Annotated in this window: 20 protein-coding genes and 2 pseudogenes; 15 read left to right on the forward strand and 7 right to left on the reverse strand. The window is 64.7% G+C overall.

The genetic code is table 11. From position 1 onward, the window contains the following. The first annotated feature begins 84 nt into the window (after positions 1 to 84). Both F3J20_RS16730 and F3J20_RS16735 read left to right on the forward strand, forming a co-directional pair. A pseudogene (locus F3J20_RS16730) lies at positions 85 to 1,425 on the forward strand (FAD-binding oxidoreductase). Positions 1,426 to 1,501: 76 nt separating this feature from the next. Further along, positions 1,502 to 2,134: a C39 family peptidase gene (locus F3J20_RS16735; RefSeq protein WP_167283939.1), complete on the forward strand. Its 633-nt coding sequence runs from the start codon at positions 1,502 to 1,504 to the stop codon at positions 2,132 to 2,134. Here the strand turns inward: F3J20_RS16735 and F3J20_RS16740 are convergent. Continuing rightward, on the reverse strand, positions 2,092 to 2,403 hold the full coding sequence (locus tag F3J20_RS16740; protein WP_167283895.1) for a hypothetical protein: 312 nt from the start codon (positions 2,401 to 2,403) through the stop codon (positions 2,092 to 2,094). The two genes, F3J20_RS16735 and F3J20_RS16740, sit on opposite strands and share 43 nt — an antisense overlap. 130 nt (positions 2,404 to 2,533) lie before the next feature. On the opposite strand from F3J20_RS16740, the gene lhpI reads away from it, so the two are divergent. Both lhpI and zwf read left to right on the forward strand, forming a co-directional pair. Then, on the forward strand, positions 2,534 to 3,502 hold the full coding sequence (gene lhpI, locus F3J20_RS16745; protein WP_167283940.1) for a bifunctional Delta(1)-pyrroline-2-carboxylate/Delta(1)-piperideine-2-carboxylate reductase: 969 nt from the start codon (positions 2,534 to 2,536) through the stop codon (positions 3,500 to 3,502). A 189-nt stretch (positions 3,503 to 3,691) separates the two neighbouring features. Continuing rightward, positions 3,692 to 5,173: a glucose-6-phosphate dehydrogenase gene (zwf, locus tag F3J20_RS16750; RefSeq protein WP_167283941.1), complete on the forward strand. Its 1,482-nt coding sequence runs from the start codon at positions 3,692 to 3,694 to the stop codon at positions 5,171 to 5,173. Positions 5,174 to 5,395: 222 nt separating this feature from the next. Here zwf and F3J20_RS16755 read toward each other — a convergent pair whose 3' ends face one another. After that, positions 5,396 to 6,352 (reverse strand): LysR family transcriptional regulator, encoded by a 957-nt coding sequence (locus tag F3J20_RS16755; RefSeq protein ID WP_167283942.1) that lies wholly within the window; start codon positions 6,350 to 6,352, stop codon positions 5,396 to 5,398. An 821-nt stretch (positions 6,353 to 7,173) separates the two neighbouring features. After that, entirely contained in the window at positions 7,174 to 8,226 is a 1,053-nt protein-coding gene (locus F3J20_RS16760) for an NAD(P)-dependent alcohol dehydrogenase (protein ID WP_167283954.1), read from the reverse strand. 348 nt (positions 8,227 to 8,574) lie between these two features. Between F3J20_RS16760 and F3J20_RS16765 the strand changes: the two genes are divergently transcribed. Next, positions 8,575 to 9,543: an AraC family transcriptional regulator gene (locus tag F3J20_RS16765; protein WP_167283943.1), complete on the forward strand. Its 969-nt coding sequence runs from the start codon at positions 8,575 to 8,577 to the stop codon at positions 9,541 to 9,543. 13 nt (positions 9,544 to 9,556) lie between these two features. Here F3J20_RS16765 and F3J20_RS16770 read toward each other — a convergent pair whose 3' ends face one another. The 3 genes from F3J20_RS16770 to F3J20_RS16780 all read right to left on the reverse strand — a co-directional run bounded on the left by F3J20_RS16770 (position 9,557) and on the right by F3J20_RS16780 (position 11,755). Next, positions 9,557 to 10,378 carry a molybdopterin-dependent oxidoreductase gene (locus tag F3J20_RS16770; RefSeq protein WP_205299317.1) on the reverse strand — a complete coding sequence of 274 codons (822 nt, stop codon included), beginning with the start codon at positions 10,376 to 10,378 and terminating at the stop codon, positions 9,557 to 9,559. After that, the gene (locus F3J20_RS16775; protein ID WP_167050427.1) at positions 10,375 to 11,037 is read right to left on the reverse strand and encodes a cytochrome b/b6 domain-containing protein; all 663 of its coding nucleotides are present in this window, start codon (positions 11,035 to 11,037) and stop codon (positions 10,375 to 10,377) included. Before F3J20_RS16775 ends, F3J20_RS16770 begins: the two co-directional genes overlap by 4 nt. An 88-nt stretch (positions 11,038 to 11,125) precedes the next feature. Beyond that, entirely contained in the window at positions 11,126 to 11,755 is a 630-nt protein-coding gene (locus F3J20_RS16780; protein ID WP_167283944.1) for a hypothetical protein, read from the reverse strand. Positions 11,756 to 11,997: 242 nt separating this feature from the next. Between F3J20_RS16780 and F3J20_RS16785 the strand changes: the two genes are divergently transcribed. Together F3J20_RS16785 and F3J20_RS16790 are read left to right on the forward strand one after the other, a co-directional pair. Then, a complete protein-coding gene (locus F3J20_RS16785; RefSeq protein WP_167050423.1) occupies positions 11,998 to 12,669 on the forward strand; it encodes a heavy metal response regulator transcription factor in 672 nt (223 codons plus the stop codon). Next, complete coding sequence (locus F3J20_RS16790) at positions 12,666 to 14,066, forward strand: heavy metal sensor histidine kinase (RefSeq protein WP_167283945.1); 1,401 nt, start codon at positions 12,666 to 12,668, stop codon at positions 14,064 to 14,066. The genes F3J20_RS16785 and F3J20_RS16790 overlap by 4 nt, the downstream gene beginning before the upstream one ends. Positions 14,067 to 14,135: 69 nt before the next feature. Here the strand turns inward: F3J20_RS16790 and F3J20_RS16795 are convergent, their stop codons facing one another. Continuing rightward, complete coding sequence (locus F3J20_RS16795; protein ID WP_167283946.1) at positions 14,136 to 15,611, reverse strand: sensor domain-containing diguanylate cyclase; 1,476 nt, start codon at positions 15,609 to 15,611, stop codon at positions 14,136 to 14,138. Positions 15,612 to 15,846: 235 nt separating this feature from the next. Here F3J20_RS16795 and F3J20_RS16800 point away from each other — a divergent pair, with 235 nt between their 5' ends. The 8 genes and pseudogenes from F3J20_RS16800 to F3J20_RS16835 form a co-directional block, all read left to right on the forward strand. Then, positions 15,847 to 16,779, forward strand: coding sequence for a 2-hydroxyacid dehydrogenase (locus F3J20_RS16800; protein ID WP_167283947.1), 933 nt, complete (start codon positions 15,847 to 15,849; stop codon positions 16,777 to 16,779). Between the two features lie 203 nt (positions 16,780 to 16,982). Further along, on the forward strand, positions 16,983 to 19,913 hold the full coding sequence (locus F3J20_RS16805) for a molybdopterin-dependent oxidoreductase (protein WP_167283948.1): 2,931 nt from the start codon (positions 16,983 to 16,985) through the stop codon (positions 19,911 to 19,913). Positions 19,914 to 19,950: 37 nt separating this feature from the next. Then, a complete protein-coding gene (locus F3J20_RS16810) occupies positions 19,951 to 20,733 on the forward strand; it encodes a 4Fe-4S dicluster domain-containing protein (protein WP_167283949.1) in 783 nt (260 codons plus the stop codon). Between the two features lie 31 nt (positions 20,734 to 20,764). After that, positions 20,765 to 21,721 (forward strand): DmsC/YnfH family molybdoenzyme membrane anchor subunit, encoded by a 957-nt coding sequence (locus tag F3J20_RS16815; RefSeq protein ID WP_167283950.1) that lies wholly within the window; start codon positions 20,765 to 20,767, stop codon positions 21,719 to 21,721. Between the two features lie 87 nt (positions 21,722 to 21,808). Beyond that, on the forward strand, positions 21,809 to 22,054 hold the full coding sequence (locus F3J20_RS16820) for a hypothetical protein (protein ID WP_205299318.1): 246 nt from the start codon (positions 21,809 to 21,811) through the stop codon (positions 22,052 to 22,054). 87 nt (positions 22,055 to 22,141) lie between these two features. Further along, the gene (locus F3J20_RS16825) at positions 22,142 to 22,894 is read left to right on the forward strand and encodes a Fic family protein (protein WP_345889895.1); all 753 of its coding nucleotides are present in this window, start codon (positions 22,142 to 22,144) and stop codon (positions 22,892 to 22,894) included. Positions 22,895 to 23,448: 554 nt separating this feature from the next. Then, positions 23,449 to 24,654 carry a UDP-N-acetylglucosamine 2-epimerase (non-hydrolyzing) gene (wecB, locus tag F3J20_RS16830; RefSeq protein ID WP_167283952.1) on the forward strand — a complete coding sequence of 402 codons (1,206 nt, stop codon included), beginning with the start codon at positions 23,449 to 23,451 and terminating at the stop codon, positions 24,652 to 24,654. 51 nt (positions 24,655 to 24,705) lie between these two features. Next, a pseudogene (locus F3J20_RS16835) lies at positions 24,706 to 25,036 on the forward strand (hypothetical protein); the annotation flags it as partial.

Here is a 25,036-nt window from a genome sequence, read left to right on the forward strand (position 1 = left end):
ACGTCCACGTTCAGGACCGTTCGCCCGCTGGTTGCGGCTCGATGAACATCACGCCATGCCCCCCGACCCGATAACCGCGATTCAATGACCACGACTTACCCGCTGCATTCGCACTTCACCCGCGCCGATCAAGCGTTTCCCACCCATGCCGACGTCGTGATCGCCGGGGCCGGCATCATGGGCTGCGCGGCCGCCTACTACCTCGCGCGCCGCGGCCTCTCGGTCGTGGTGCTCGACAAGTCGCGCATTGCCGGGCAGCAGTCGTCGCGCGCATGGGGTTTCGTGCGCCAGCAGGGCCGCGAAGCCGCCGAGGTGCCGCTGATGATGGCGAGCATCCCGTTGTGGAAAGAACTCGAGCGCGAGCTGAATTTCGATCTGGAATGGCGCTAGGGCGGCTGCCTCTACGTCGCGACCGATGAAGAAGACTGGGTGGCGTTCCAGCAATGGATGGACGTCGCGCGCCAGCACGGGCTCGACACGCGCACGCTCGAGCGCCGCCAGATCGATACGGTCGTGAGCGGCATGCAAGGTCCGGCGCTCGGCGGCCTCTACACGCCGAGCGACGGCCAGGCCGAACCGCGCCGAGCTGCGGCGGCGTTCGCGGCACGCGCGGCCGAAGCCGGCGCGCTGTTTTTCGAAGGCTGCGGCGTGCTGGGCGTCGAGCGCGCGGGCGGCGCGATCGCCGGCGTCGTCACCGAGCGCGGGATGCTGCGCACCTCGCGCTTCGTCTGCGCGGCCGGCGCGAGCAGCTGGAAACTGCTCGGCACGCTCGGCCTCGAATTGCCGCAGCAGGCAGTGCGCGGCACCTGCATGCGCACCAATCCGCTGCCGGCCATCACCGCGTCGACGTTCTGGGGGCACGGCCTCGGCATCCGCCAGCGCGCGAACGGCGCGATCAATCTCGCCGACGACATGCAGGTCGATGTCGACATGACGCTCGGCCATTTCCGCGCGCTCAAGTGGTTCCTGCCCGAGCTGTGGAAGCAGCGCGAGAAGTTCAGCTTCCACCTGAACGGCGCGTGTCTGCGCGACTTGCGCGAGCGTCTGCCGGGCGGCGCGCCCGACGAAGCGCGCGTGCTGTATCCGCGCGATCCGCAGCCGCAGCCGAACGCGGGCCACGCGCCGCGCGCGCTTGCCAAACTGCGCGCGCTGTTTCCGGCGCTCAAGGACGCGCAGGTGGTCGAAGCGTGGGCCGGTCTGATCGACGTGCTGCCCGACGGCATTCCGGTGATCGACGCGCCGTCGCAGGTGCCGGGCCTTACGATCGCCACCGGCTTTTGCGGCCACGGTTTCGCGATGGGGCCGATCGTCGGCAAGCTGCTCGCGGAACTCAACGATGGCGGCCGCCCGTCGCTCGATCTGTCCGCGTTCCGTCTGGGGCGTTTCTTCGACGGCACGATGCAGCGGCCGCGCAGCATGCTGTAAAGCTTTTCGTTTTCCACGAGACCCGCCGATACGCCTGTGAATGACCGTGAATAATCGCGAATCACCGCTACGACCGATGACCGAACCCGCACTGCGCCATACCGGCGTTCCGTACTACACGCAATGGGGCAGCCCCGCATGGGTGCGCGACATCGTCGAGCGGCAATGCGATCCGTGCGACGACCCGCATTGGCGCCGCAGTGGTTTCGCCGATCCCGAGCGCTACCGCTTCTGGGCCAAACGGCTCTGCGGACTCACCTGCCTCGAATCGGCACTCGACTACTGGCGCATCGGCCATCCGCCGCGCGCGGCGTTGCTCGACGCAGCGCTGCGGCATGGCGTGTACCGGCTGCGCGACGACGGCGGCGTCGACGGCCTGATCTACCGGCCGTTTGCCGAGTGGGCGGGCGCTGCGTTCGGCATCGAGGTCGACGTGCTGCCGCAGGTGTCGCTCGAAGAGATCGCCGCGCGCCTCGCGGCCGACACGCTCGCGATCGTTTCGGTGAGCCCCGAAATCCGCTATCCCGAACGGCCGAACCAGCGGCAGGGCGGTCATCTGATCCTGCTGCACGGCCGCGATCGCGAGGGCGCGTGGTTTCACAATCCATCGGGCGTCGCGCCGCATCAGGCCGACGTGTATCTGCCGTTCGCGACGATGGCGCGGTTCTATGCCGGACGCGGGATGACGCTGACGTTCGGCGCACGGTAGCGGCGGCGTGCGGTGTTCGGCAACGGCAGGACGGCAGTGTGGCAGGGCGGCGACAAGGGCGCGTGGTAGTAAGCGGTTGGCAATGCGGGGCTGGCGATACGAGGCTGGCGACGCGCCAGGTGACCGGTAAAGCGGGGCGGCACCTGGGCGCGCAAGCACGAACGCGGGCATGATCCGCGCGGCTGGTCATTTTCGCCGCGCTCGGTTACGGTGATGCCCATGCCCATGCCCATGCCCATGCCCATGCCCATGCCCATGCCCATGCCCATGTCTGTGCCTGTGCGGTAGCCCCGCCCGCTCGCAAGCCACGGAGCCACCATCAGGCCTCACCGGCGCATCCGGCCCGCGCGGTCCTGCCCACCGAACACCACCCCTCACCAGGATTGGAACGCCCCGCCCATGATCCGTCCGCCCACGCCGATCTTCGACGCCGCCGCGACCGCGCGGCTGATGCCATACGCCGCGCTCGTCGAGGCGCTCGAACACGCGAGCCTCGACTATGCGCAGCAGCGCATCGCGAGCCCCGAACGGCTCGTGGTGCCGCTCAACGCGGGCGGCATCATGCTGTCGATGCCCGCGACCGCGCCCGATCTCGCGATCCACAAGCTCGTCAACGTGTGCGCGAGCAACCGCGCGCGCGATCTGCCGACGATCCATGGCCAGGTCATGGCCTTCGACGCCGATACCGGCGAGACGCTGTTCGTGCTCGACGGCCCGACCGTGACGGGCCGCCGTACCGCGGCGATGTCGATGCTCGGCGTCGCGACGTTCATGCCCGCCGCGCCGCGCGAGTTCCTGCTGATCGGCACTGGCACGCAGGCGCTCCATCATCTCGAAGCGATCGGCGAGCTTTACCCCGAGGCGCGCGTATGGGTGCAGGGCAGCGCGCCCGAGCGTGCCGTGGCGTTCTGCGCCGCGCAGCGCGGCAAGGCGCGCGAACTGCGGATGCTGACGCAGCCGGCCCAACCCGCGCGAGGCGCCGCCGCGGCCTCCGCTTCCATTCCCGCCTCGATCGACGTCGTGATCGCGCTGACCACGAGCCGCCAGCCGGTCTATGACGAAGCGGCGCGTGCCGGACGGCTCGTGATCGGCGTGGGCGCGTTTACGCCGGAGATGGTCGAGATCGGCGCGAACACGCTCGCGGGCAGCGCCCTGTTCGTTGACGATCCCGCCGGCGCGAAGCACGAAGCCGGCGATTTCATCCAGGCGCGCGTGGACTGGGCGCGCGTCGCCGGCCTTGCCACGGTGCTCGGCGATGCCGGGCCGCGGCCGGGCGGCCCCGTGATGTTCAAGAGCGTGGGCTGCGCGGCCTGGGACCTCGCCGCGTGCCGGGTCGCGCGCGCGGCGTTGTCGTCGAAAACACCCTGAAAACAGGGCGCTTTCGCGCCCGCTTGGCATCTTGCCCCAACCTGGGGCAGATGTTGCCGTGCAAACTATTGCAAAACGTTGCACCATAGACGTTTGCCGGAAAAAAACGCCCGCGGATTTCCGCTGCCGGACCCGCGGGCTGCTGATTTCTGATCGACGCCTTTTCTCTTACGACGCTGCGACCGTGCCATGACGACCCAACAAGCCTCTGCCACACCCGAACTGCCGCTCGACATGATCATCTTCGGCGGGACCGGCGACCTGTCGTTCCGCAAGCTGCTGCCCGCGCTTTACATGGCGCATCTGCACGGCAATCTGCCATCCGATACCCGCATCCTCACGATCGGCCGCAAGCCGTGGTCGCGCGAGCAGTACATCGGCGAATTCATGGAGCAGAAGGCGAAGCCCTTCATCGAGAAGAAGGCGTTCGACGCAGCGGCGTGGGACAAATTTCTCGCGATCTTCGAATACGTGCGCATGGACGTCGATTCGCCCGACGATTACCTGCGCCTGAAGGAAGCCTCGCGCGAAGACGTGCGCCGCGTGTTCTATCTCGCGACCTCGCCGGACCTGTTCATGCACATCTGCGACAACCTTTCCGCGGCGGCGCTCGTCGACGGCAATTCGCGCGTCGTGCTCGAAAAGCCGCTCGGCCACGATCTCGCTTCCGCGCAGGAGATCAACATCGCGGTCGGCAAGCACTTTAGCGAAGCGCAGATCTACCGGATCGACCACTACCTCGGCAAGGAAACCGTGCAGAACCTGATGGTGCTGCGCTTCGGCAATCCGATCTTCGGGCCGCTGTGGCAGGCGCCGTACATCAAGAGCGTGCAGATCACCGTGGCCGAAACGGTCGGCGTGGGCAGCCGCGCGGGGTTCTACGACAAGACCGGCGCGCTGCGCGACATGGTGCAGAACCACCTGCTGCAACTGCTGTGCATCGTCGCGATGGAGCCGCCCGTGTCGCTCGATCCCGATGCGGTGCGCGACGAAAAGCTCAAGGTATTGCGCTCGCTGCGCCCGATGACGCCCGAGGACATCGCGCGCGACACGGTGCGCGGCCAGTACACCGCCGGCGCGGTCGACGGCGAGGCGGTCAAGGGCTACCTCGAGGAAGACAACGTACCGGCCGGCAGCCGCGCCGAAACCTTCGTTGCGTTGCGCGCGCATATCAACAACTGGCGCTGGGCCAACGTGCCGTTTTTCCTGCGCACCGGCAAGCGCATGCAGAAGAAGCTCTCGGAAATCGTCATCGAGTTTTCCGATCTGCCGTTCTCGATTTTTCCGAGCGGTGGCCGCAACTATGGCAACCGGCTCGTGATCCAGTTGCAGCCGGAAGAGTCGATCCAGTTGCAGATGCTCGCGAAGGAACCGGGCAGCGGCATGCATATGCTGCCGGTGAGCCTGAATCTGGACCTGCAGCAGGCTTTCACCGAGCGTCGTGCCGAAGCGTACGAGCGACTGCTGATCGACGTGGTGCGCGGGCGTCTCACGCACTTCATGCGCCGCGACGAACTCGAAGCGGCATGGGCATGGGCCGAGCCGATTCTCGACGGCTGGGCGAAGTCGGGCGAGCGGCCGCGCTCGTATACGGCGGGCACGTTCGGGCCGGCCGCGTCGACTGCGTTGATGGCGCGCGAGAACGCGGTGTGGGCTGAAGAATCGCAGTAAGCGTTGCCGATGGGCGCCGCCGTGGTGTGGTGGCGCGATCGACGTGCCCGGCCCTATCACCGCAACCGCCGGATTCAACGGGTGGTTCGATCCTGAAGCGGCGCAAACGGCGCTGCGTTTGCCGATCAGACAGAAGTGATTCCGCTCGACTTGACGGACCGCGAGTTCGTGACGAGCCGCATCCCCGCGTGCGTGCGCATTGCCGCGTAGCAGGTTCGCGCTTCATGCGGGATGCAGCCCGCGCAGCAACTGGCGTACGCGCGACAGATCCTGCTCGACGTGGCCGTTCTTCTCGAACAGCTCGGCGAGCCAATCGACGAACGCGCGCACGCGCGGCGACACGCGACGGTTTTTCACATACGCGATCGAAACCGGCATCGGCACCGGTTTCCATTGCGGCAGCACTTCGCGCAGCAATTCCGCATCGAGGTAGGGCTGCGCGGCGACGCGCGCGGGCTGAATGAGACCGAGCCCCTGCAGGCCGCAGGTCAGGTAAGCCTGCTCGTCGGTGACTCTGACGAAGCCATCGAGCTTGACCGTGAGCGCTTCGCCGTCCACTTCGAAATCGAAATCACACTCGCGGCCGTTATGCGGCGACACGCAATTGACGGCGACGTGCGCATGCAGATCGTCGAGATCGACGGGCGTGCCGTGGCGGGCGAGATAAGCCGGACTCGCGCAGGTCACGTGTTCGAGCGTGCCGAGTTGCCGCGCGACGAGGCTCGAATCGGGCAATTCGCCGAGCTGGATGCTGCAATCGATTGCTTCGGATACCAGATCGACGGTGCGGATGCTCACGCCGATCGCGAGATCGAGATTCGGGTAGAGCGCGTGAAACTCGTCGAGAGCGGGCAACACGATTGCGGTTGCAACGGAGTTCGGCATTTCGATACGCAGACGGCCGGTCAGATTGTCGGTCGAATTACGGATGCTGGCTTCCATCTCGTCGATATCGGCGAGGATTTGCGCGCAGCGTTCGTAGTAGGCGGCGCCTTCCGGCGTGACGCTTAGACGCCGTGTCGTGCGGATCAATAGCGCGGTGCCCAGCAGGGCTTCCAGGTTCTGGACGATCGTTGTTGCTGTTGCTCTGGGGATGTTTAATGACTCCGCTGCGCGGGTGAAGCTGTTGGTGTCCACGATTCGGATGAATGTGCGCATGGCGGTTATTCGGTCAATCATGGAGTGTGCTCCTGGTAAAGGGTTTTGCCTGCGGCGGTTTTTTGTCGTTGTTCTGACTTTGTTGGCCTTTCCTTGATTTCTTGGTGGTCTATTGGCGTTGCCCCTGTGCGGGGCGGCACCTACTTTCTTTGCGGCTGCAAAGAAAGTGGGCAAAGAAAGCAGCTTCACACCGCCAGTTCTTAAGCGGGTCCCCTGGCTTGGAGGGGGCAGTGGTGCATCTGGAATCGGTGCCCTCGCACATTCAATGCAGGTGACAAAGCCATCATCCGTTCCCACTCCGCACTGCGTGCGTCGCGGACGGGGCTGCCAGGAGAACCAGCGGGTTCGTTCGCAAGCGAGGGCCATCGACTACGCCTCGGCGACACGCCGAAACAACCGATGGTTTTTGAGCTGGGGTTCGGCGCGCGCAGCGCCGCCGGAAGAATGACTGCCTTGTCACTTACGCGGAGTGCGCGAGGAGACAGACTCCAGATGCACCACGATCCCCTCCAGGCCAGGGGACCCGCTTAAGAGCTGGCGGTGTGAAGCTGCTTTCTTTGCCTACTTTCTTTGCAGCCGCAAAGAAAGTAGGTGCCGCCCCGCACAGGGGCAACGCCAATAGACCGACACGAACACAAGGAAAGGCCAACAAACCCAGGAACAACGACAAAGAAGCACCGCCCCACACAGGGGCAACACCAACAGACCGACACGAACACAAGGAAAGGCCCACAAAGTCAGAACAACGACAAAACCACCGCAGGCAAAAAAAATAAAAACAACAAAACATACCCCCGCGCCGCAGGCAAAAAAACCATCCGCTGCGCGGGCAAAACCACCCACTACTTCCTCAAAGAATCCATATCCACCACAAACCGATACTTAACATCACTCTTCAGCATCCGCTCATACGCCTCATTGATCTTCTGCATCGGAATAACTTCAATATCGGAAGTAATGCCATACCGCCCACAAAAGTCCAGCATCTCCTGCGTCTCCGCAACTCCCCCAATCAACGACCCGGCCAGGCGCCGCCGCTTGAGAATCAGATTGAACACCTGTGGCGACGGATGATCGTGCTCCGGTACGCCAACGAGCGTCAGCGTGCCATCCCGCTTCAACAGACTCAAAAACGGATTCAGGTCGTGCTGCGCCGCCACCGTATTGATGAAGAGATCGAAGCTGTTCGCATGCGCTTCCATCTCTTCCGGGTTCTTCAAAATCACCACCTCATCGGCACCCAGCCGTTTCGCATCCTCGATCTTCGACGGCGACGTCGTGAACAGCACGACATGCGCACCCATCGCATGCGCAAGCTTCACGCCCATATGGCCGAGACCGCCGAGGCCGACAATGCCGACCTTCTTGCCTGGACCCGCACCCCACGTGCGTAGCGGCGAATACGTCGTGATGCCCGCGCACAGCAGCGGCGCGACGCCGGCCGGGTCGAGGCTGGCCGGCACGTGTAGCGTGAAGGCTTCGTCGACGACGAGTTGCGTCGAGTAGCCGCCGTATGTCACCCGGCCGTCGACGCGATCCATGGCGTTGTACGTGCCGACAAAACCGCTCTCGCAATACTGTTCGAGACCTTCCGCGCAATTCGCGCAGGTGCGGCACGAATCGACCATGCAGCCCACCGCGACGAGATCGCCGACCTTGTGCTTCGTCACGTTCGGGCCCACCGCGCTCACGCGGCCCACGATCTCGTGGCCCGGCACCAGCGGGTAGATCGTGTTCTTCCATTCATTGCGTGCCTGGTGCAGGTCGGAATGGCACACGCCGCAGAACAGCACGTCCATCTGCACGTCATGGGCGCGAGGCGCGCGGCGTTCGAGGTCGAACGGGACCAGCGGCGCGCTGGCGTCGGTTGCTGCATAGGCATAAGTCGTGCTCATGGGTAGCTCCAGCAAAAAGATGATGGCGCAAAAGGCGGCGCGCCAGCGATACGCAACCTGCGTTGCGGATGTGGCGAACCCCAGCATGAAACAGGATCGTGATGCGAACGACGGCAAGCGCGAAGCGGACCCGATTCTCCACTCGATGCGAGGTAGGGCAACGAATGGACGGGCGCGCTTTGCGCAACGAAAAGGACGATCCGGCAGGGTTCCCATCATAGGAGCCAGACACCGCTCGCGGAATACCTGATCGTCTTGAAGGTTTGCCTAAAACTCCTGGGTAGCGGCACGGCAGGCTGTTTGATGCTAGATTTCAAGCATTATTCTCTTGCCTGTCACCATACCGTCATGTCAGCCCAGGTTGTCCGCCCAGCCACGCAAGACCTCGCGCAGCAGCGCGTGCTCGAACTGTTCGAGGTTCTCGCACCCAATGTCGGCTTCACGCGCACGAGTCTCGAAGGCGTCAACCTGCTGCGCGCGAATCAGCCGATGCCGCGCATGCCGGTGATGTACGAGCCGAGCATCGTGATTGTCTGCCAGGGACGCAAGCGCGGTTATCTCGGCGATCAGGTGTTCCAGTACGACGCGCAGCAGTATCTCGTGCTGTCGGTGCCGCTGCCGTTCGAATGCGAGACCGAGGCGAGTGTAGAGGAGCCGTTTCTCGGCATCTCGGTACGCGTCGATCTGACGATGGTCGCCGAGTTGCTGATGGCCCTCAACGAAACGCAGGGCGTCGCGCAGAACGAGCCGGTCGGCATCTATTCCACACCGCTCGATCCGGCACTCAGCAACGCGGTGCAGCGCTTGATGGAAGCGTTGGCCGCGCCGCTCGACGCGCGCATTCTCGCACCCGCCATCGTGCGCGAAATCTGTTATCGCGTGTTGACCGGCGAGCAGGGCGATGCGATTCGCGCGGCGCTCACGCATCAGAATCACTTCGGCCGCATTGCGAAGGCGTTGCGGCGCATTCATGCGGACTATCACGGTTCGCTCGACGTCGATACGCTCGCGGCCGAAGCGGGCATGAGCCTCGCGGTGTTTCATGCGCAATTCAAGGCGGTGACGGCTACCTCGCCGATGCAGTACGTGAAGACCACGCGCCTGCATCACGCGCGTCTTCTGATGGTGCAGGACGGTTTGAATGTAGGCGCGGCCGCGGTGCGGGTTGGCTATGAAAGCGCGTCGCAATTCAGCCGCGAGTTCAAGCGCCTGTTCGGCCTCAGCCCCGGCGACGAAGTCAAACGCATGCGTGCCGTGTACGACTCGCCGCCGCGGCAGCCGCCCAAGCCGGCGCCGCGCTATGTCACCGCGGTCTGATGGCGACAGGCGGCTACAGGCCGCTGAACCAGTTGTAGCCCTGGTCTTCCCAGTAGCCGCCAGGGTTCGTGTTGGTCACGAAAATGGCCGCGATATGCTTCGGGTTCTTGAAGCCGAGCTTGGTCGGCACACGCAGCTTTAGCGGATAACCGTATTTGGCCGGCAGCGGCTCGTTGCGGAAATCGAGCGTCAATTGCGTTTGCGGATGCAGCGCGGTCGCCATGTCGAGGCTCGAGTAATAGCGGTCCGCGCATTTGAAGCCCACGTAGCGCGCGCTCAGATCGGCGCCGATCCGTTCGAGGAACGTGCGGAACGGTACCCCGCGCCATTGTCCGATCGCGCTCCATCCTTCGATGCAGACGTGACGCGTGATCTGTGAAACCTGCGGCAGCGCGCGCAGCTGTTCGAGCGTCCAGCTGCGCTTGTCGGCGATGAGCCCCGACACTTCGAGCCGGTAGGTCGAGCCGTCGATATCGGGCGCGTCGAACTCGGGATAGAACGCGTTGAACGGAAACGGGTCGGTGATCTCGCGTTCCGAATAGGTCGGCGCGAGTTTGTTGCGGTTGAACAGCCACGCCTGCACGCGATCGTTCCAGCGCGACATGGCCCACAGCACCTTGTCGACGGAATCGCCGTCCTGCATGTTGCAGCCCGACAGCATCGCGAGCGCGCCGATCGACAGCGACGAGCGCAGGAACAGACGCCGCTGCAACTGCTCGATCTGCGGCTGGTGGTCGGCGAGAAGGATGCGCGAGCGGCGCGTATCCTGCGCGGCAGCGGCACTTTCGGCACTCCCGGCGCTATCGGTTCCGTCGTTTCGTTTGAGCGTGTTCATGCGCGAGTCCTTTCCTGCGCTTCGCGCGGGGCATGCGAGACGCGGCGCGCGCGGCCCGTGAACATTGGCGGCAACGTGCGCGGCACCAGCAGCACGAGCGCCAGATGCACGACGACGAAGCCGGCCACGCCGGCCATCGCGACGAAGTGCACGCGCCGGGCGAAGTCGAAGCCGCCGAACAGCGCGGTCAGCCACGAGAATTGCACGGGCTTCCAGATCGACAGTCCCGAAGCGACGAGCAACACGCCGAGCATGAGCACGAGCAGATAGAGCGCGCGCTGCACCGCGTTGTATCGGCCGGTATCGTGCGGCAGTCTGAAGCGCAAGGCGAGCGCCGCATCGCGCGCCACCTCGCGCGGATGAACCGGCAGCAGCTTGCGCCGCAAATGCCCGCTTGCGAGGCCGTACGCGAGATACAGCAGGCCGTTCGCGCACAGCAGCCACATCGCCGCGAAATGCCAGGCGATCGAGCCGCCGAGCCAGCCGCCGACCGTTGCCCACACCGGGAACGTGAACGGAAAGATCGGCGAGGCGTTGTAGATCGCCCAGCCGCTCATCAGCATGCAGACCATCGCGAACGCGTTGATCCAGTGCGTCACGCGTACGACGAGCGGGTGAACGATCAGGATGGCTTGCGGTTTTGCCTGCGGTTCGGACATCGGCGGAAAGCGCTCAGCGAAGAGAAGCGGCAAGCCGCGCCCGGTGCGGGCGCGGCCATTCGAATGAAATACAGGGAAGGGTGGCGCCTTACATCGGCGGCGTTACGCCATGCTCGCCGGCCGAGATGAAGTTCGCGGTCATCGAGCCGTCCGCTTCCTTATGCGCGAACAGCACGACCTTCGTGCCCGACGTGAGCAGCGCGCGGGTGCCCGGTTCGAGGCTGACGATGGGCACGTCCTGCGGAATCACGATCTTCTTTTCGCCGTCCTTGTACTTGACCGTGATCGTGCGGCCGTTGCTGACCACGAGCGAGCCGACCGTGCCGTTCGTCATCGTGCTGTTCGCGCCGAGATCCCACGGGCGATGGCCTTCGCCCGAGCCGCGCATGCTGGCCGGGAACACGTGCACTTCGAGTGCCTTCAGCGTGCCGTCGGCTTGCGGAATCGCGGCGGTGCCGACATAGCTGTCCGGCTTGATGTCGTTGACGTTGGCGAGCAGGACGCCGCGAATCGGCGTGTCGGCGGGCAGCTTCACGTCGACGTCCTTGCCGTCGCGCGTGTGCACTTTGAGCACGTCGCCCGACAGCGACGTTATCGTGCCGCGCAGGCCGGTCGGCGCGGCGGTCTGGGCCTGGGCCGCGGGCATCGTGGCGAACAGGGCGGCGGCGAGCGCGGGGGCGGTGAGGGCGCGCAGCATTCGCGCGGAAACGATCTTCATGAGGCTGCTCCAGGAAGGGTGAAACAGGGAATGGTGCGCACAGCCTAGCTCGCGCCCCGGCTCGTCGCGGTGACAGGCGGATGACAAAAACGTCATGAACGCAGGGTGACGGCCACGTAGAATGGCCGCCAGGGCCATTGCGGCGTATCGGGCATATTCGGGCATATCGAAGCGTGTGGAGCGTGCCGATCGGATATGCCGCGGGCCATTATGTCGAACCGTGGGCAGGAGCCGCGCGCATCATGAGCATTCTCGTCATCGAAGACGATCCGAAGACCGGCGATTATCTGAAGAAGGGCTTGCGCGAGAGCGGCTATGCGGTCGACCTCGCGCGTACCGGCACGGACGGCCTGCACATGGCGCTGGAACACGCATACGAACTCGTGGTGCTCGATGTGATGCTGCCCGGCATCGACGGATGGGAAATCATGCGCGCGTTGCGCGCGCGGCGCGATCTGCCGGTGATTTTCCTGACCGCGCGCGATCAGGTTAGCGACCGGATTCGCGGCCTCGAACTCGGCGCCGACGACTATCTCGTCAAGCCGTTTTCGTTTACCGAACTGGTGCTGCGCATTCGCACGCTGCTGCGCCGCGGCGTGATTCGCGAGAGCGACGTGTTCGAGGTGGCCGACCTGAAGCTCGACGTGTTGCGCCGCCGGGTCACGCGCGAGGGCGTCGAGATTCCGCTCACGAACAAGGAATTCATGCTGCTGCATCTGCTCGTGCGGCGCGAGGGCGAGGCACTGTCGCGCTCGCAGATCGCCTCGGAAGTGTGGGACATGAACTTCGACAGCGACACCAACGTGGTCGACGTGGCGATCAAGCGGTTGCGCGCGAAGATCGATCATCCGTTCGAGAAGAAGCTGATTCACACGGTGCGCAGCATCGGCTACACGTTCGGCGACGGCGCATGAAACTGTGGACCGAACGCTCGCTGATCGCACGCACGACGATACTGTTCGCGCTGATCGCGTGCGTCGTGATCGGCTCGCTCGGCGCGTATTTCTATCAGTCAGCCGAAGTATCGCTGCAGCGCCGCGCCGACGTCGTGCTGACCGGCCGCGTCGAGCATTTCAGCCGCATCGTGCACGATCTTTATTCGGTTAGCGAATTGAAGAAGCGGCCGCTGCTGTTCGAGACGATGCTCGGCGCGGAGGAGGACGTGCTGCTGTTTCGCCGCCCGGGCGAAGCGCCGTTCGTCGACGTGAATCCGGGCAATCTCGCGGTGCCTGATTTGCCGGCGCGTCCGGCGGGCAATCTGCCCGGCGTCGCCGATATCCGTCAGACGTTGCTGCCCGACGGCGTGCCCGTGCATTGGGCGGTCGCCACGGCGAGAGCGCGCGAGGACGGTACCGAAGTCGAAGTGATCGCGGGGCACCCGATGACCCACGAAATGCGCATGCTGGCCGCGTACCGCAACCGCATCGTGCTCGCGACGCTGATCGGCATGCTGGCCGCGACGCTGCTCGCCTACTGCGTATTGCGCCGCGCGCTGCGGCCGGTGCGCGAGATCGCGACGCGCGCCGCGCAGATCAGCCCGGCGAATCTCGCGGTGCGTCTCGACAGCGAGGCCGCGCCGCTCGAACTGCGTCAGCTCACGCGCGCGTTCAACGCCATGCTCGATCGTCTCGCGGACGGCTATCAACGCTTGCAGCAGTTTTCCGCCGACCTCGCGCACGAGATCCGCACGCCGGTTGGCGTGCTGATCGGTCAGACCCAGGTCGCGCTCGCGCAACCACGCGAGGCCGACGAATATCAGCAACTGCTCGAATCGAATCTGGAAGAGCTGAATCGCCTCAGTCATATCGCCGAGAACATTCTCTTTCTCGCGCACGCGGATCATGCGGGCTTGCCGATCGAGCGGCAGCCGGTCGACCTGCAAGGCGAACTGCTCAGGATCGCAGATTATTTCGAAGGTCTTGCCGACGAACGCGGCATGCGCTTCGAAGTCGATGCGGCCGGCGTGGTGTCGGCGAACCCGATGCTATGCCGCCGTGCGATCAACAATCTGGTCGTCAACGCGGTGCGTTACGGCGCGGGCGATACGGTCGTGCGCCTGAGCGGCGCGCAGGACGAGCAGGGCGCGACCGTGACGGTCGAAAACGAGGGCGCGCCGATTCCGGACGCGCAACTGGACCGTCTGTTCGACCGCTTCTATCGCGGCGACGCGGCGCGCAGCGCCTTCACCGAATCGAACGGACTCGGGCTCGCGATCGTCAAGGCGATCATGCATCTGCATGGCGGCACCGCGCGCGCGGTGTGCCCGATGCCGGGCGTGGTGCGCTTCGAGCTGAGGTTTCCGGGCGCCTGAGCGGGCGAGTTGCGAAGCCGTGCCGGCACGCGATCGGATCGACCGGCCGGCAGCGTCCGGTAGCGTCCCTTACTCGCCAGCATCCGTTGCCGGCTGGTTCTCATAGTGCGCGCGCTTTTTCTCGTACATCAGCAGATCGGCGCGCTGTACGCCCGCTTCGAGCCGGTCGCCGCGCTGGCAGGTCGCCGCGCCCATCGAGAAGCTCAGCGGTGCGCCCGGATAGAACTGGTTGTTCATCTCGACGAGCTGATGGATCGAATCGATCATCGCGGCGCCGCCGCGCTCGTCGGTATCGGGCATCAGGATCGCGAATTCGTCGCCGCCGATACGCGCCGCGTGGAACGGCAGCTCCATCGCCTTCGCGAGCACTTCGCCGGCGCGCCGCAGCAGCGCGTCGCCGGCCGCATGGCCGAGCTGATCGTTCACGCGCTTCAGGCCGTTCAGGTCGGCCATGATGATCGTCACGGGCCACGGCCCCTTGCGTTCGAGCCGGTTCAGTTCGTCGACGTAGAACGAGCGGTTGCGCAGCTTCGTCAGCACGTCGTGCTTGCCGAGGAATTCGAGGTAGGCCTCGGCCTTCTTGCGCGCGGTGATGTCCGTGAGCGCGACGAGCACGAGGTCCCAGCTATCCTCGTGGCCGGGCAGCACCGAGAATTGCAGATGCACGTGCACCTCGTTGCCGTCGAGCGAGTAGTTGAGCACTTCGCGCTGCTGGAACAGCTTGTTGTCCCACAGGTCGATCAGCTGCTCGCGGAAATGCGGGCGCATGTCGTCGCGGAACACGTCGGCGAGACGCGCGAGCAGCGTCTTCTTGTCCTTCGCGGCGAACATGCCGAGCGTGTGCTGGTTCACGTCGAGCAGGTGAATCTCCGCCATGCAGCGTTCGACGAACTCGGGATGCACGTCGGTAAACACGCGGAAATCGCTGATGCCCGCCGCGCGCGCGCCGTCGATCAGGCGCTTGACCGCGCTGAAATCCTCGACCCATAGCGACACCGGCGAATGCTCGAAGAGACCGCGCGCGTACTGCTCGGCCAGCGAGACGCGGCGCCGCGCGCCTTCGAGTTCGGTGATGTCTTCGGTCGACACGAGCACGCGGTCCCAGCGTTCCTCGTGACCGGGCAGCACGGCGCCCTTGAGCAGCACGTCGAGCCGCCGTCCGCCGAGCGTGTAGTTGACCGTGTGGCTCGTGAAGTGCAATTGCCCGGCCCATAACTGGCACAGCTCTTCGAGGTGCGTCTTCAGCATGTCGTCGCGGAACACCGACGCGAGGTTATGCGTGAGCGTGTCGAAGTCGGCGGCCTCGAACTGCGCGAGTGTCTGCCGATTGACCTTGATGACGCGGATGCGGTGCGCGCATTCGGCAACCCGGTGCGGGTCTTCCGCGAAATGGGCGCGCAGATCGGTCACGCCCGCGGCGCGCCATGCATCGAACAGCGTCTGCACGCCGCTGAAGTCTTCGAGCCAGAGCGAGACGGGGGCGAGCTCGAACATCCCGGAATCGTCGTTGACAGGCGCAGAGCCGCTCGTGAGGGTATCCAGCATGAGGTTCTCGGGATCGAAAGTGCGGCTATTTTATGACGGCTTCGCGCGCGCCGAAACGAAAGACTGGCGAGACGTCGTTTTTTTCGCAGGCGCCGGGGGGCGAAAGCGGCCAAAGCGGCGAAGGGACGGCCACGCACGCGCGACCTTGCTACACTCGGGCATCATGGGTTCGGCTTGAACCCTGTCCAAACCCCGTCCGAACTTTGTCCATTCACCCCGTCGGGACACTATCGTCATGAAGCCATCCCTGCTGGTTCTGATCCCTCTGAGCGACGCGAGCCGCGCGAGTGTCGAGGCCGCGTTCGACGTCGTCTACGCCCCCGAACCGGCGCAGCGCGAAGCCGCGCTCGCCACGCACGGCGCGGCGATCCGCGCGGTGCTGACGAACGGCACGACGGGTCTTGCTGCCGCGGAAATCGACCGCATGCCGCGACTCGAACTGCTGAGCGCGCTTGGCGCCGGCTACGAAAACCTCGCCGTCGATCACGCGCGCTCGCGCGGCGTCGTGCTCGTCAACGGCGCGGGCACCAACGATCACTGCGTCGCCGATCACGCGTTCGCGTTGCTGCTGGCCGTCGTGCGCGACATTCCGCAGCTCGACCGGGCGACGCGCGAAGGGGTATGGCGCGATCATCTGCCCTTGCATCCGAATGTGTCGAACAAACGTTTGGGGATCGTCGGGCTCGGCCATATCGGCGCGAAGATCGCGCGCCGCGCCGCCGGGTTCGACATGGAGGTCGGCTACCACAACCGCAAGCCGCGCGAAGATTCGCCGCTGCGCTATTTCGACAACGTCGCGGCACTCGCGCAATGGAGCGACTTTCTCGTCGTGGCGACGCCGGGCGGCGCGGGCACGCGGCATCTGATCGGCGAGACCGTGCTGGCGGCGCTCGGTTCGCGCGGCTTCGTGGTCAACGTGTCGCGCGGCAGTGTCGTCGATACGGCGGCCCTGGCCCGGGCGCTGGCAGCGGGAACCCTGGCGGGCGCGGCGCTCGACGTCTACGAGGGCGAGCCCGAACCGCCGCAGGCGCTGCTCGGGCTGCGCAACGTGGTGCTGACGCCGCATGTCGGCGGCCGCTCGCCGGAAGCGATCACCGCGTCGGTCGACAACTTTCTCGCCAACGCGCGGCGGCATTTCGCGGGCGAGCCAGTGCTGACGCCGATCTGAATCCGAACGGCGCGGCGGGGCGGCAACGCTGAAAGCCAAACGGAAACTATCGGCGAGCCGGATAGTTTCCGTCGCGAATCGCGATTTCCCTTGTGACGGCGACGCGCATACGATGGTCGCTATCGTATGAGCCGCCTGAGTAGTATGAGCAGCACGGATGACCCGCTGCTTCGGCTCATCCGCAACCGCGCCGGAGATCGCCCATGGAGCATCGCGCCCGCACGCAGAACGAACGGCTCGACATCAAGACCACCACCTGCTACATGTGTGCGTGCCGCTGCGGCATTCGCGTGCATCTGCGCGATGGCGAGGTGCGCTACATCGACGGCAATCCCGAGCATCCGCTCAACCAGGGCGTGATCTGTGCGAAGGGCGCCTCGGGCATCATGAAGCAGTACTCGCCCGCGCGCCTTACGCAGCCGTTGCTGCGCAAGACCGGCGCCGAGCGCGGCAGCGCGCAGTTCGAGCCGGTCTCGTGGGAGGTCGCGTTCGACCTGCTCGAAAAGCGCCTCGCCGCGATTCGCGCGACCGATCCGAAGAAGTTCGCATTGTTCACAGGCCGCGATCAGATGCAGGCGCTGACCGGTCTCTTCGCCAAGCAGTTCGGTACGCCTAACTATGCGGCGCATGGCGGCTTCTGCTCGGCGAACATGGCGGCCGGCATGATCTATACGATAGGCGGCTCGTTCTGGGAGTTCGGCGGGCCCGATCTCGACAGCGCGAAGCTGTTCTTCATGATCGGCACGGCCGAGGATCATCATTCGAATCCGCTCAAGATCGCGCTCTCGAAGTTCAAGCGCGCGGGCGGCCGCTTCATCGCGATCAATCCGGTCCGCACCGGCTATGCGGCGATTGCCGACGAGTGGGTGCCGATCAAGCCCGGCACCGACGGCGCGCTCTTCATGGCGTTCCTGCACGAACTGATCGCCGCCGACGCGTGGGATCACGAGTTCGTGCGCCGCTACACGAATGCGGCCGAGCTGATCGATCTCGACGAGGGTAGCGAGAACTTCGGCCTCTTCGTGCGCGATCCGCGGCGGCCCGTGGGCAATCCGCTGTTTCCGCAGAACCATCTCTGGTGGGACCCGGCCGCGCAGCGCGCGGTGCCGCATCACACGCCGGGCGTCACGCCCGCGCTCGACGGCCGCTATACGCTCGAGGACGGCAAACCGGTCACGCCGTCGTTCGCGTTGCTGCGCGAGCGCGTCGCCGCTTGCACGCCGGAGTGGGCCGCAGAAATCACCGGCATCGCGGCGGCAACGATCCGCCGTCTCGCCGGCGAAATGATCGAAACGAGCCGCCGGCATCGCATCACGCTGCCGATCCGCTGGACCGATGCCTGGGGCGAAACGCACGAAACGGTCAGTGGCAATCCGGTTGCCTTTCATGCGATGCGCGGGCTGGCCGCGCATTCGAACGGCTTCCAGTCGATTCGCGCGCTGGCGGTGCTGATGTCGCTGCTCGGCACGATCGACCGGCCCGGCGGCTTTCGTCACAAGTCGCCGTTTCCGCGCGCGGTGCCGCCGTCGGCGAAACCGCCGAACAGTCCCGACGCGGTCAAGCCGAATACGCCGCTCGCGACCGGCCCGCTCGGCTGGCCCGCCGCGCCCGAGGATCTGTTCGTCGACGAACACGGCGGCCCCGTGCGCATCGACAAGGCGTTCTCGTGGGAGTATCCGCTCGCGGTGCATGGCGTCATGCATAGCGTCATCACCAACGCCTGGCGCGGCGATCCGTACCCGATCGATACGCTGATGATCTTCATGGCCAATATGGCGTGGAATTCGTCGATGAATACGATGAAGGTGCGCGAGATGCTGGTCGACAGGCACGCGAACGGCGAGTACAAGATTCCGTTTCTCGTCGTGTGCGATGCGTTCCAGTCGGAGATGACCGCGTTCGCCGATCTGATCCTGCCCGACACGACCTATCTCGAACGCCATGACGCGATGTCGATGCTCGACCGGCCGATCTCCGAGTTCGACGGTCCCGTCGATTCGGTGCGTGTGCCGGTCGTGCCGCCGACCGGCGAGTGCAAGCCGTTTCAGGAAGTGCTGATCGAACTTGCGGCGCGCCTGAAGTTTCCGGCTTTCACCACGGCGGACGGCGCGCGGCGCTTTCGCGACTATCCCGACTTCATCGTCAATCACACCACGTCGCCCGATTCCGGCGTCGGCTTTCTGATCGGCTGGCGCGGCAAGGACGGCGACAAGGCGCTCGTGGGCGAGCCGAATCCGCGCCAATGGGAGCAGTACGCGAAGAACAACTGCGTGTTCCATTACCGCTTGCCCGAGACCTTGCAGTACATGCGCAACTGCAACGGACCGTATCTCGACTGGGCGGTCAAAAACGGCTTCCGCAAATTCGGCGAGCCGATCCTGATCCAGCTTTACTCGGACGTGATGCAGAAATTCAGGCTCGCGGCGCAAGGGCGCACGAGCGGCCGACAACCGCCCGAGCATCTGCGTGCGCGCCTCGAAACCTATTTCGATCCGCTGCCGTTCTGGTATGCGCCGCTCGAAAGCGCCGCGACCGATCTCGCGCGGTTTCCGCTGACGGCGCTCACGCAGCGGCCCATGGCGATGTATCACTCGTGGGATTCGCAGAACGCGTGGCTACGGCAGATTCATGGGGAGAACTATCTTTATGTGAATCCGCAAACGGCGTCGGCACAAGGCATTGCCGATGGCGGCTGGATCTACGTCGAATCGCAATGGGGCCGCGTGCGCTGCATGGCGCGCTTCAGCGAAACCGTCGAGCCGGGAACCGTATGGACCTGGAACGCGATCGGCAAGGCGGCCGGCGCGTGGAATCTCGGCCCCGGCGCGAACGAATCGCAGCGCGGCTTCCTGCTCAATCACCTGATTACCGACGAACTGCCCGGCGGCGATGGGCAGGCCGCGCGTCTGTCGAACTCCGATCCGGTGACGGGGCAGGCTGCGTGGTACGACGTGCGTGTGCGGATCTATCCCGCCGAAGCCGACGCGCGGCATACGTTGCCGCAATTCGCCGCGATGCCTGAATTGCCCGGCTCGGTGGGCGGCGGTGGTGTCGTGTCGCGCATCGTGCAGACCTATTTCGCGGGCCGTGGCGAATTCGCGGCGCGTCTGCGCGGCGCGGCCCGCCGCAAGTAACGATGACGATGGCGGAAGCAACGGCAAGGAGCATGCGATGACCCAGATGGCGCTGGTGATCGACCTGAACGTGTGCGTGGGTTGCCAGGCATGCGTGACGAGCTGCAAGGAGTGGAACACGTCGGGCGAGTCGGGCAGTCTCGCGGACTTCAACCCCTACGACGCGGACCCGTCCGGTACGTTCTTCAACCGCGTGCAGAGTTTCGAGGCGGGCAGTTTCCCCGACACGGAGATGATCCATTTTCCGAAGTCCTGCCTGCATTGCGAGGACCCGCCGTGCGTGCCCGTGTGTCCGACCGGCGCGAGCTACAAGCGCAAGGAAGATGGTCTCGTGCTGGTCGATTTCGATCGCTGCATCGGCTGCAAGTATTGCGCGTGGGCGTGTCCGTACGGCGCGCGCGAGCTCGACGAAGGGCGCAAGGAGATGACCAAGTGCACGCTGTGCGTCGATCGCATTCACGATGACAAGCTCTCCGAGCGCGATCGCCAGCCCGCTTGCGTGCTCGCGTGCCCGACTTCGGCGCGGCTCTTCGGCGACATTCACGATCCGCAGTCCGTCGTGTCGCAAGCGATCAGGGAGCGCGGCGGCTATCAGTTGATGCCGGAGTGGGGCACGCGTCCCGCGAATCATTATTTGCCGCGCGTGCCGACCACGTCCGCCGGTTGCGGTGGCGACGCATGCGCGTGCAAATCGTCCGGCTCGGCGGCCGACGGTTCGACGCCCGTGCCGGCCTCGCCCGAAGCGGAACTCGCATCGGAACTCGAAGCGCAGCTCGGACGCGGCGAACTGCATCTCGCGTCGATGGCGAAGCGCATCTGAACAACAGCATGAACAACGGCGAGACCTCACGATGAATCCGGCATTTTCCGTCGTATTCCTGACGACTTTGAGCGGCGCGGCGCAGGGCTTGCTGATTGCGCTCGTCGGCGTGGAGAGTGCGGCGTGGTGGGGTCTCGTTGCGCAACCGGTCGCCGCGACCGCGTTTTACGTCGCCGGCGCGGCATTGGCCGTGGTGCTGGGCGGCCTCGGACTGATCGCGTCGTTCTTCCATCTCGGCCATCCCGAACGCGCATGGCGTGCGATTGCGATGTGGCGCACCTCGTGGCTGTCGCGCGAATGCCTGTGCCTGCCCGCGTTTCTCGCGTGCGCGTGCCTGTATGGCGTCGCGCACGCATTTGGTTGGCCGTGGTCGCTTGCGCTCGGCTGGCTCGGCGTGCTCGCGAGCGTGGCGCTATTCGTCTGCACCGCGATGATCTATGCCTGCCTGCGCTTTCTGCAGGAATGGGCGACGCCGCTTACGCTCGTCAACTTCGTGTTGCTCGGCTGCGCATCGGGCTTCACGCTCGCGACGGCGCTCAGCGCATGGCTCGCGCCTGCGTTGACGGCCGGGCTCGCGATCTGCGCGTGTCTGCTGACGCTGGCGGGATGCGCGAGCCGTTCGGCCTCGCTCGTGCGCAATGCGCGCTTGCGGCCGAAGTCGACCGTGCAGAGCGCCACCGGCATTCGCAACCCGAAGCTCGTGCAGGTGACGCGCGGCTTCACGGCGGGCGCGTTCAATCTGCGCGAGTTTTTCCACGGCAAGTCGGCGGGGACGTTGCGTGGCGTTAAATGGGCTTTTCTCGCGGCTGCGTTCGTTGCGCCAGTGCTGTTGATCGCGCTCGGCGCGAGCCTGCATTCGATTGACGTGTCGTTCGGGCTGCTGGCCGCGGCCTCGCTCGTGCAGTATGCGGGGCTCGTTGCCGAGCGCTGGTTTTTCTTCGCGGAGGCGAAGCATCCGCAGAATCTTTATTACGCGCGGGTGGGGTGAGAGGCTGGGGCGGGGGAGTGATGCGGGCAACCGCGTGCGATTCCGAGGGAGGATGAGCCGATGCTATGATAGGCACATGTGCCTATCATGCACGACGCGCCCGTCTGTTATGCCGGTACGTCGATGACCAATCGGGAAAAATATCTCGTACTGTTGCAGCAAGCCGGCGTCACGCAGGTCGAGAGTGCCGCCTTGATTGCCCGGCAGACGCAACGGCCCTGTTCGCCGCGCACGGTACGGACCTGGCTCGCGAAGCCCGGGACGCCGAGCGCACGGCCTTGTCCTGGCTGGGCCATCGAGGCGCTCGAGCGCCAACTCGAGAATGAGAAATAACGCGACTCTTCCACAGGCCCGGGTGCTTGCCCTCGATGTGCCGATTCCTTGCGACACGGAAACGTGATGACTCTCCAACTACAGGCGCTGCTGCAAACGGTCGATGCCAGCAAAACGCAACTCGATGCGGCACGCCCGCTGCCGCCCCACACGCTCGCGTCGCTGCGCGAAAAGCTTCTGCTCGAGTGGACCTATCACTCGAATGCGATAGAGGGAAATACGCTCACACTGCGCGAAACCAAGGTCGTGCTCGAGGGTATTACCGTAGGCGGAAAGTCGTTGCGCGAGCACTTCGAGGCGATGAATCATCGCGACGCGATCCTGTATGTCGAAGAGATCGTCGCGAAAAGCGAAACGCTCTCGGAGTGGCAGATCCGGAATATTCACGCACTGGTGCTCAAGGCGATCGACGACAAGGAGGCAGGCCGTTATCGCCAGGAGAACGTGGTGATCGCGGGCGCCAGCACGACGCCGCCCGATTTTCTGCATCTGCCGGCGGAAATGAAGCAGTTGATCGCGTGGTATGACGGCGCGGGAGCGATGCATCCGGTCGAGCGGGCCGCGAAACTGCATACGCGGTTCGTCAGGATTCATCCGTTCGTGGATGGCAATGGCCGAACCGGTCGGCTGCTTCTGAACTTCGAGTTGATGAAGGCCGGTTATCCGCCGGCGATCATCCGGAAAGAGGACCGGCTCGCCTACTACGATGCCCTGGACGAAGCCTGCGTGAGCGGCAACTATGACAGCATTTTCGTGCTGGTCGCCCACTCCGTGCTGCGTTCGTTGACGACCTACCTCGATGTGCTCGGACTCGCCGATTCGAGGCGTGACGACGAGTGACCGGTGCGGGGTTCGGAACCGTTGTAAATCGCTCGCGCAATCTATGCCGCATGCGGCACAAACTTTTCATCTCTCCCGCCAATACACGACCGGATTGAGGTCATATTCGTGTCGTTTCCGTTTTGGAGCGCGTTCATTTTCGTTGGCGGTTCGGCGCCGGGATAAAACCGGTTATTGTCGACACCCGTGCTCTTGCTGATCTTTCTCCCGTCAAGTTTTCCTGCTCAATAGGGGCACGACTTGCCGTCTTTTTGCCGGCTGATAGCGCTATTCGCCGGGCACGTCCCGGCGGCAATTATTTGCGCTGTATAAGCCGCTATTTTCACGAATTTCCAGGTTTCACCTATGGACAGAAAATCGCCAAACGTTTGCGTTTTGCGAATTTAAATTTTCCTTATATTAATTTATCAATAATTTGCAGTTTGGCTCGATAAACACTGGCTTTTTTAGGATAAGGCCGCTTAGAATTCTTTCCCTTCGGGGGAGTCGATATAGCATCCGGCTCGATTAATTTTTAGTGACACCAAAACAAAAACGACGGTAACAACAACGCTATGGGGTCCAGAATTCTGTCGATATTTGGCACGCGACCGGAAGCCATCAAGATGGCGCCGCTCGTCATGCGACTCGAACGCGAGGCGGAAGTTGAATCAGTTGTTTGCGTGACTGGCCAGCACGGATCGATGCTCGGTCAGGTGCTTGATCTTTTCGGCATCAAGCCGCATTACGATCTGGCGGTGATGACGGCCAATCAGACACTCAATGGCCTGAGTGCGCGGCTCCTGACGTCACTCGACGAGGTGCTTGCCGCCACGGGGCCGGACCGCGTGCTCGTGCACGGCGACACCACGACCGCCTCGGTGGCGGCGCTGGCCGCCTTCCATCGCCGCATACCAGTCGGGCACGTCGAAGCTGGGCTGCGTACCGGCAACCTGATGCAGCCGTGGCCAGAAGAAATGAACCGTCGCGTGGTCGACGTCATGAGCGACCTGATGTTCGCGCCGACCCCGCGTTCGAAGTCGAATCTCGAAGCCGAACACCTGCATGGCCGGATTGTGGTGACCGGCAACACGGTGATCGATGCGCTGCTGGCCATTGCCGCTCGCCTGGACGGCGACGCCGCGCTGCGTGCCGAACTCGACGCGCGCGTGCCGCCGCTCGACGACGCTTTGCCGGTGCTGCTCGTTACCGGACATCGCCGCGAGAGCTTCGGCGACGGTTTCGCGCGTATCTGCGAGGCGCTCAACCATCTGGCGCGCAGCGGGAAGGTGCAGATCGTCTATCCGGTGCATTTGAATCCCAACGTGCGCGGACCGGTGCAGGCGACGCTTGGCGAGGTGCCGCACGTTCATTTGATCGAGCCGCTCGACTATCTGAGCTTCGTGAGGCTTATGCAGCGCGCGTCGATCATCCTGACCGACTCGGGTGGCATTCAGGAAGAGGCCCCTGCGCTCGGCAAACCGGTGCTCGTGATGCGTGACGTCACGGAGCGCCCCGAGGCGGTCGAGGCCGGTACGGTGCAGCTCGTCGGCACGAGCCGTGAGGGTATCTGCGATGCCGTGCTAGCCTGCCTCGAACGGCTCGACGATGCACCCGGGCCGATTCCGTGCAATCCATATGGCGACGGCTTGGCATCGCAACGCATCGTAGCGGCGCTGACAGGCAAACCCTTCGCGGACTTCCCCGCAACGCTCACCGATGCAGCCGATCCGCCCGCGCGCCGGCACGCCTCTTCCTTCGAATTTGCCGGCGAGGCGTAGCGCCCGCATCCAGCACGTCCGCTCCCGCCGCTTCTTTCCTGACAGACGATCGTGAATTCAACCTCTGCTTCGCGTGCCGAGCGCTTCGCACGCATTCGCCGTAGCGGGGCTTCCCGCTGCCTGCATATCGCCGGTTTGTTGCTGGGCTGCGCGCTCGCGGCCACCGGCGGCTTCGCGCCGGTTCCAGCCGCCGCCGCATCCGCCGATGGTTTTGCCGAGGCGCTGACCAGTGCAGGCAACAGCGTGACGACGCGAACCGTCGCACTGCGCGATCTCGGCGTGCGTGACGTCGCCGTGCTCGATGCGCCGCGGGCGAGCCGCGAGTACTACTTTCCGGTGCCGGCCGGTGTGCCGCTCGACGGCGCCGAATTGCAGGTCGATG

The sequence above is a fragment of the Paraburkholderia sp. Cy-641 genome, from assembly GCF_011752945.1.
Taxonomy (GTDB): domain Bacteria; phylum Pseudomonadota; class Gammaproteobacteria; order Burkholderiales; family Burkholderiaceae; genus Paraburkholderia.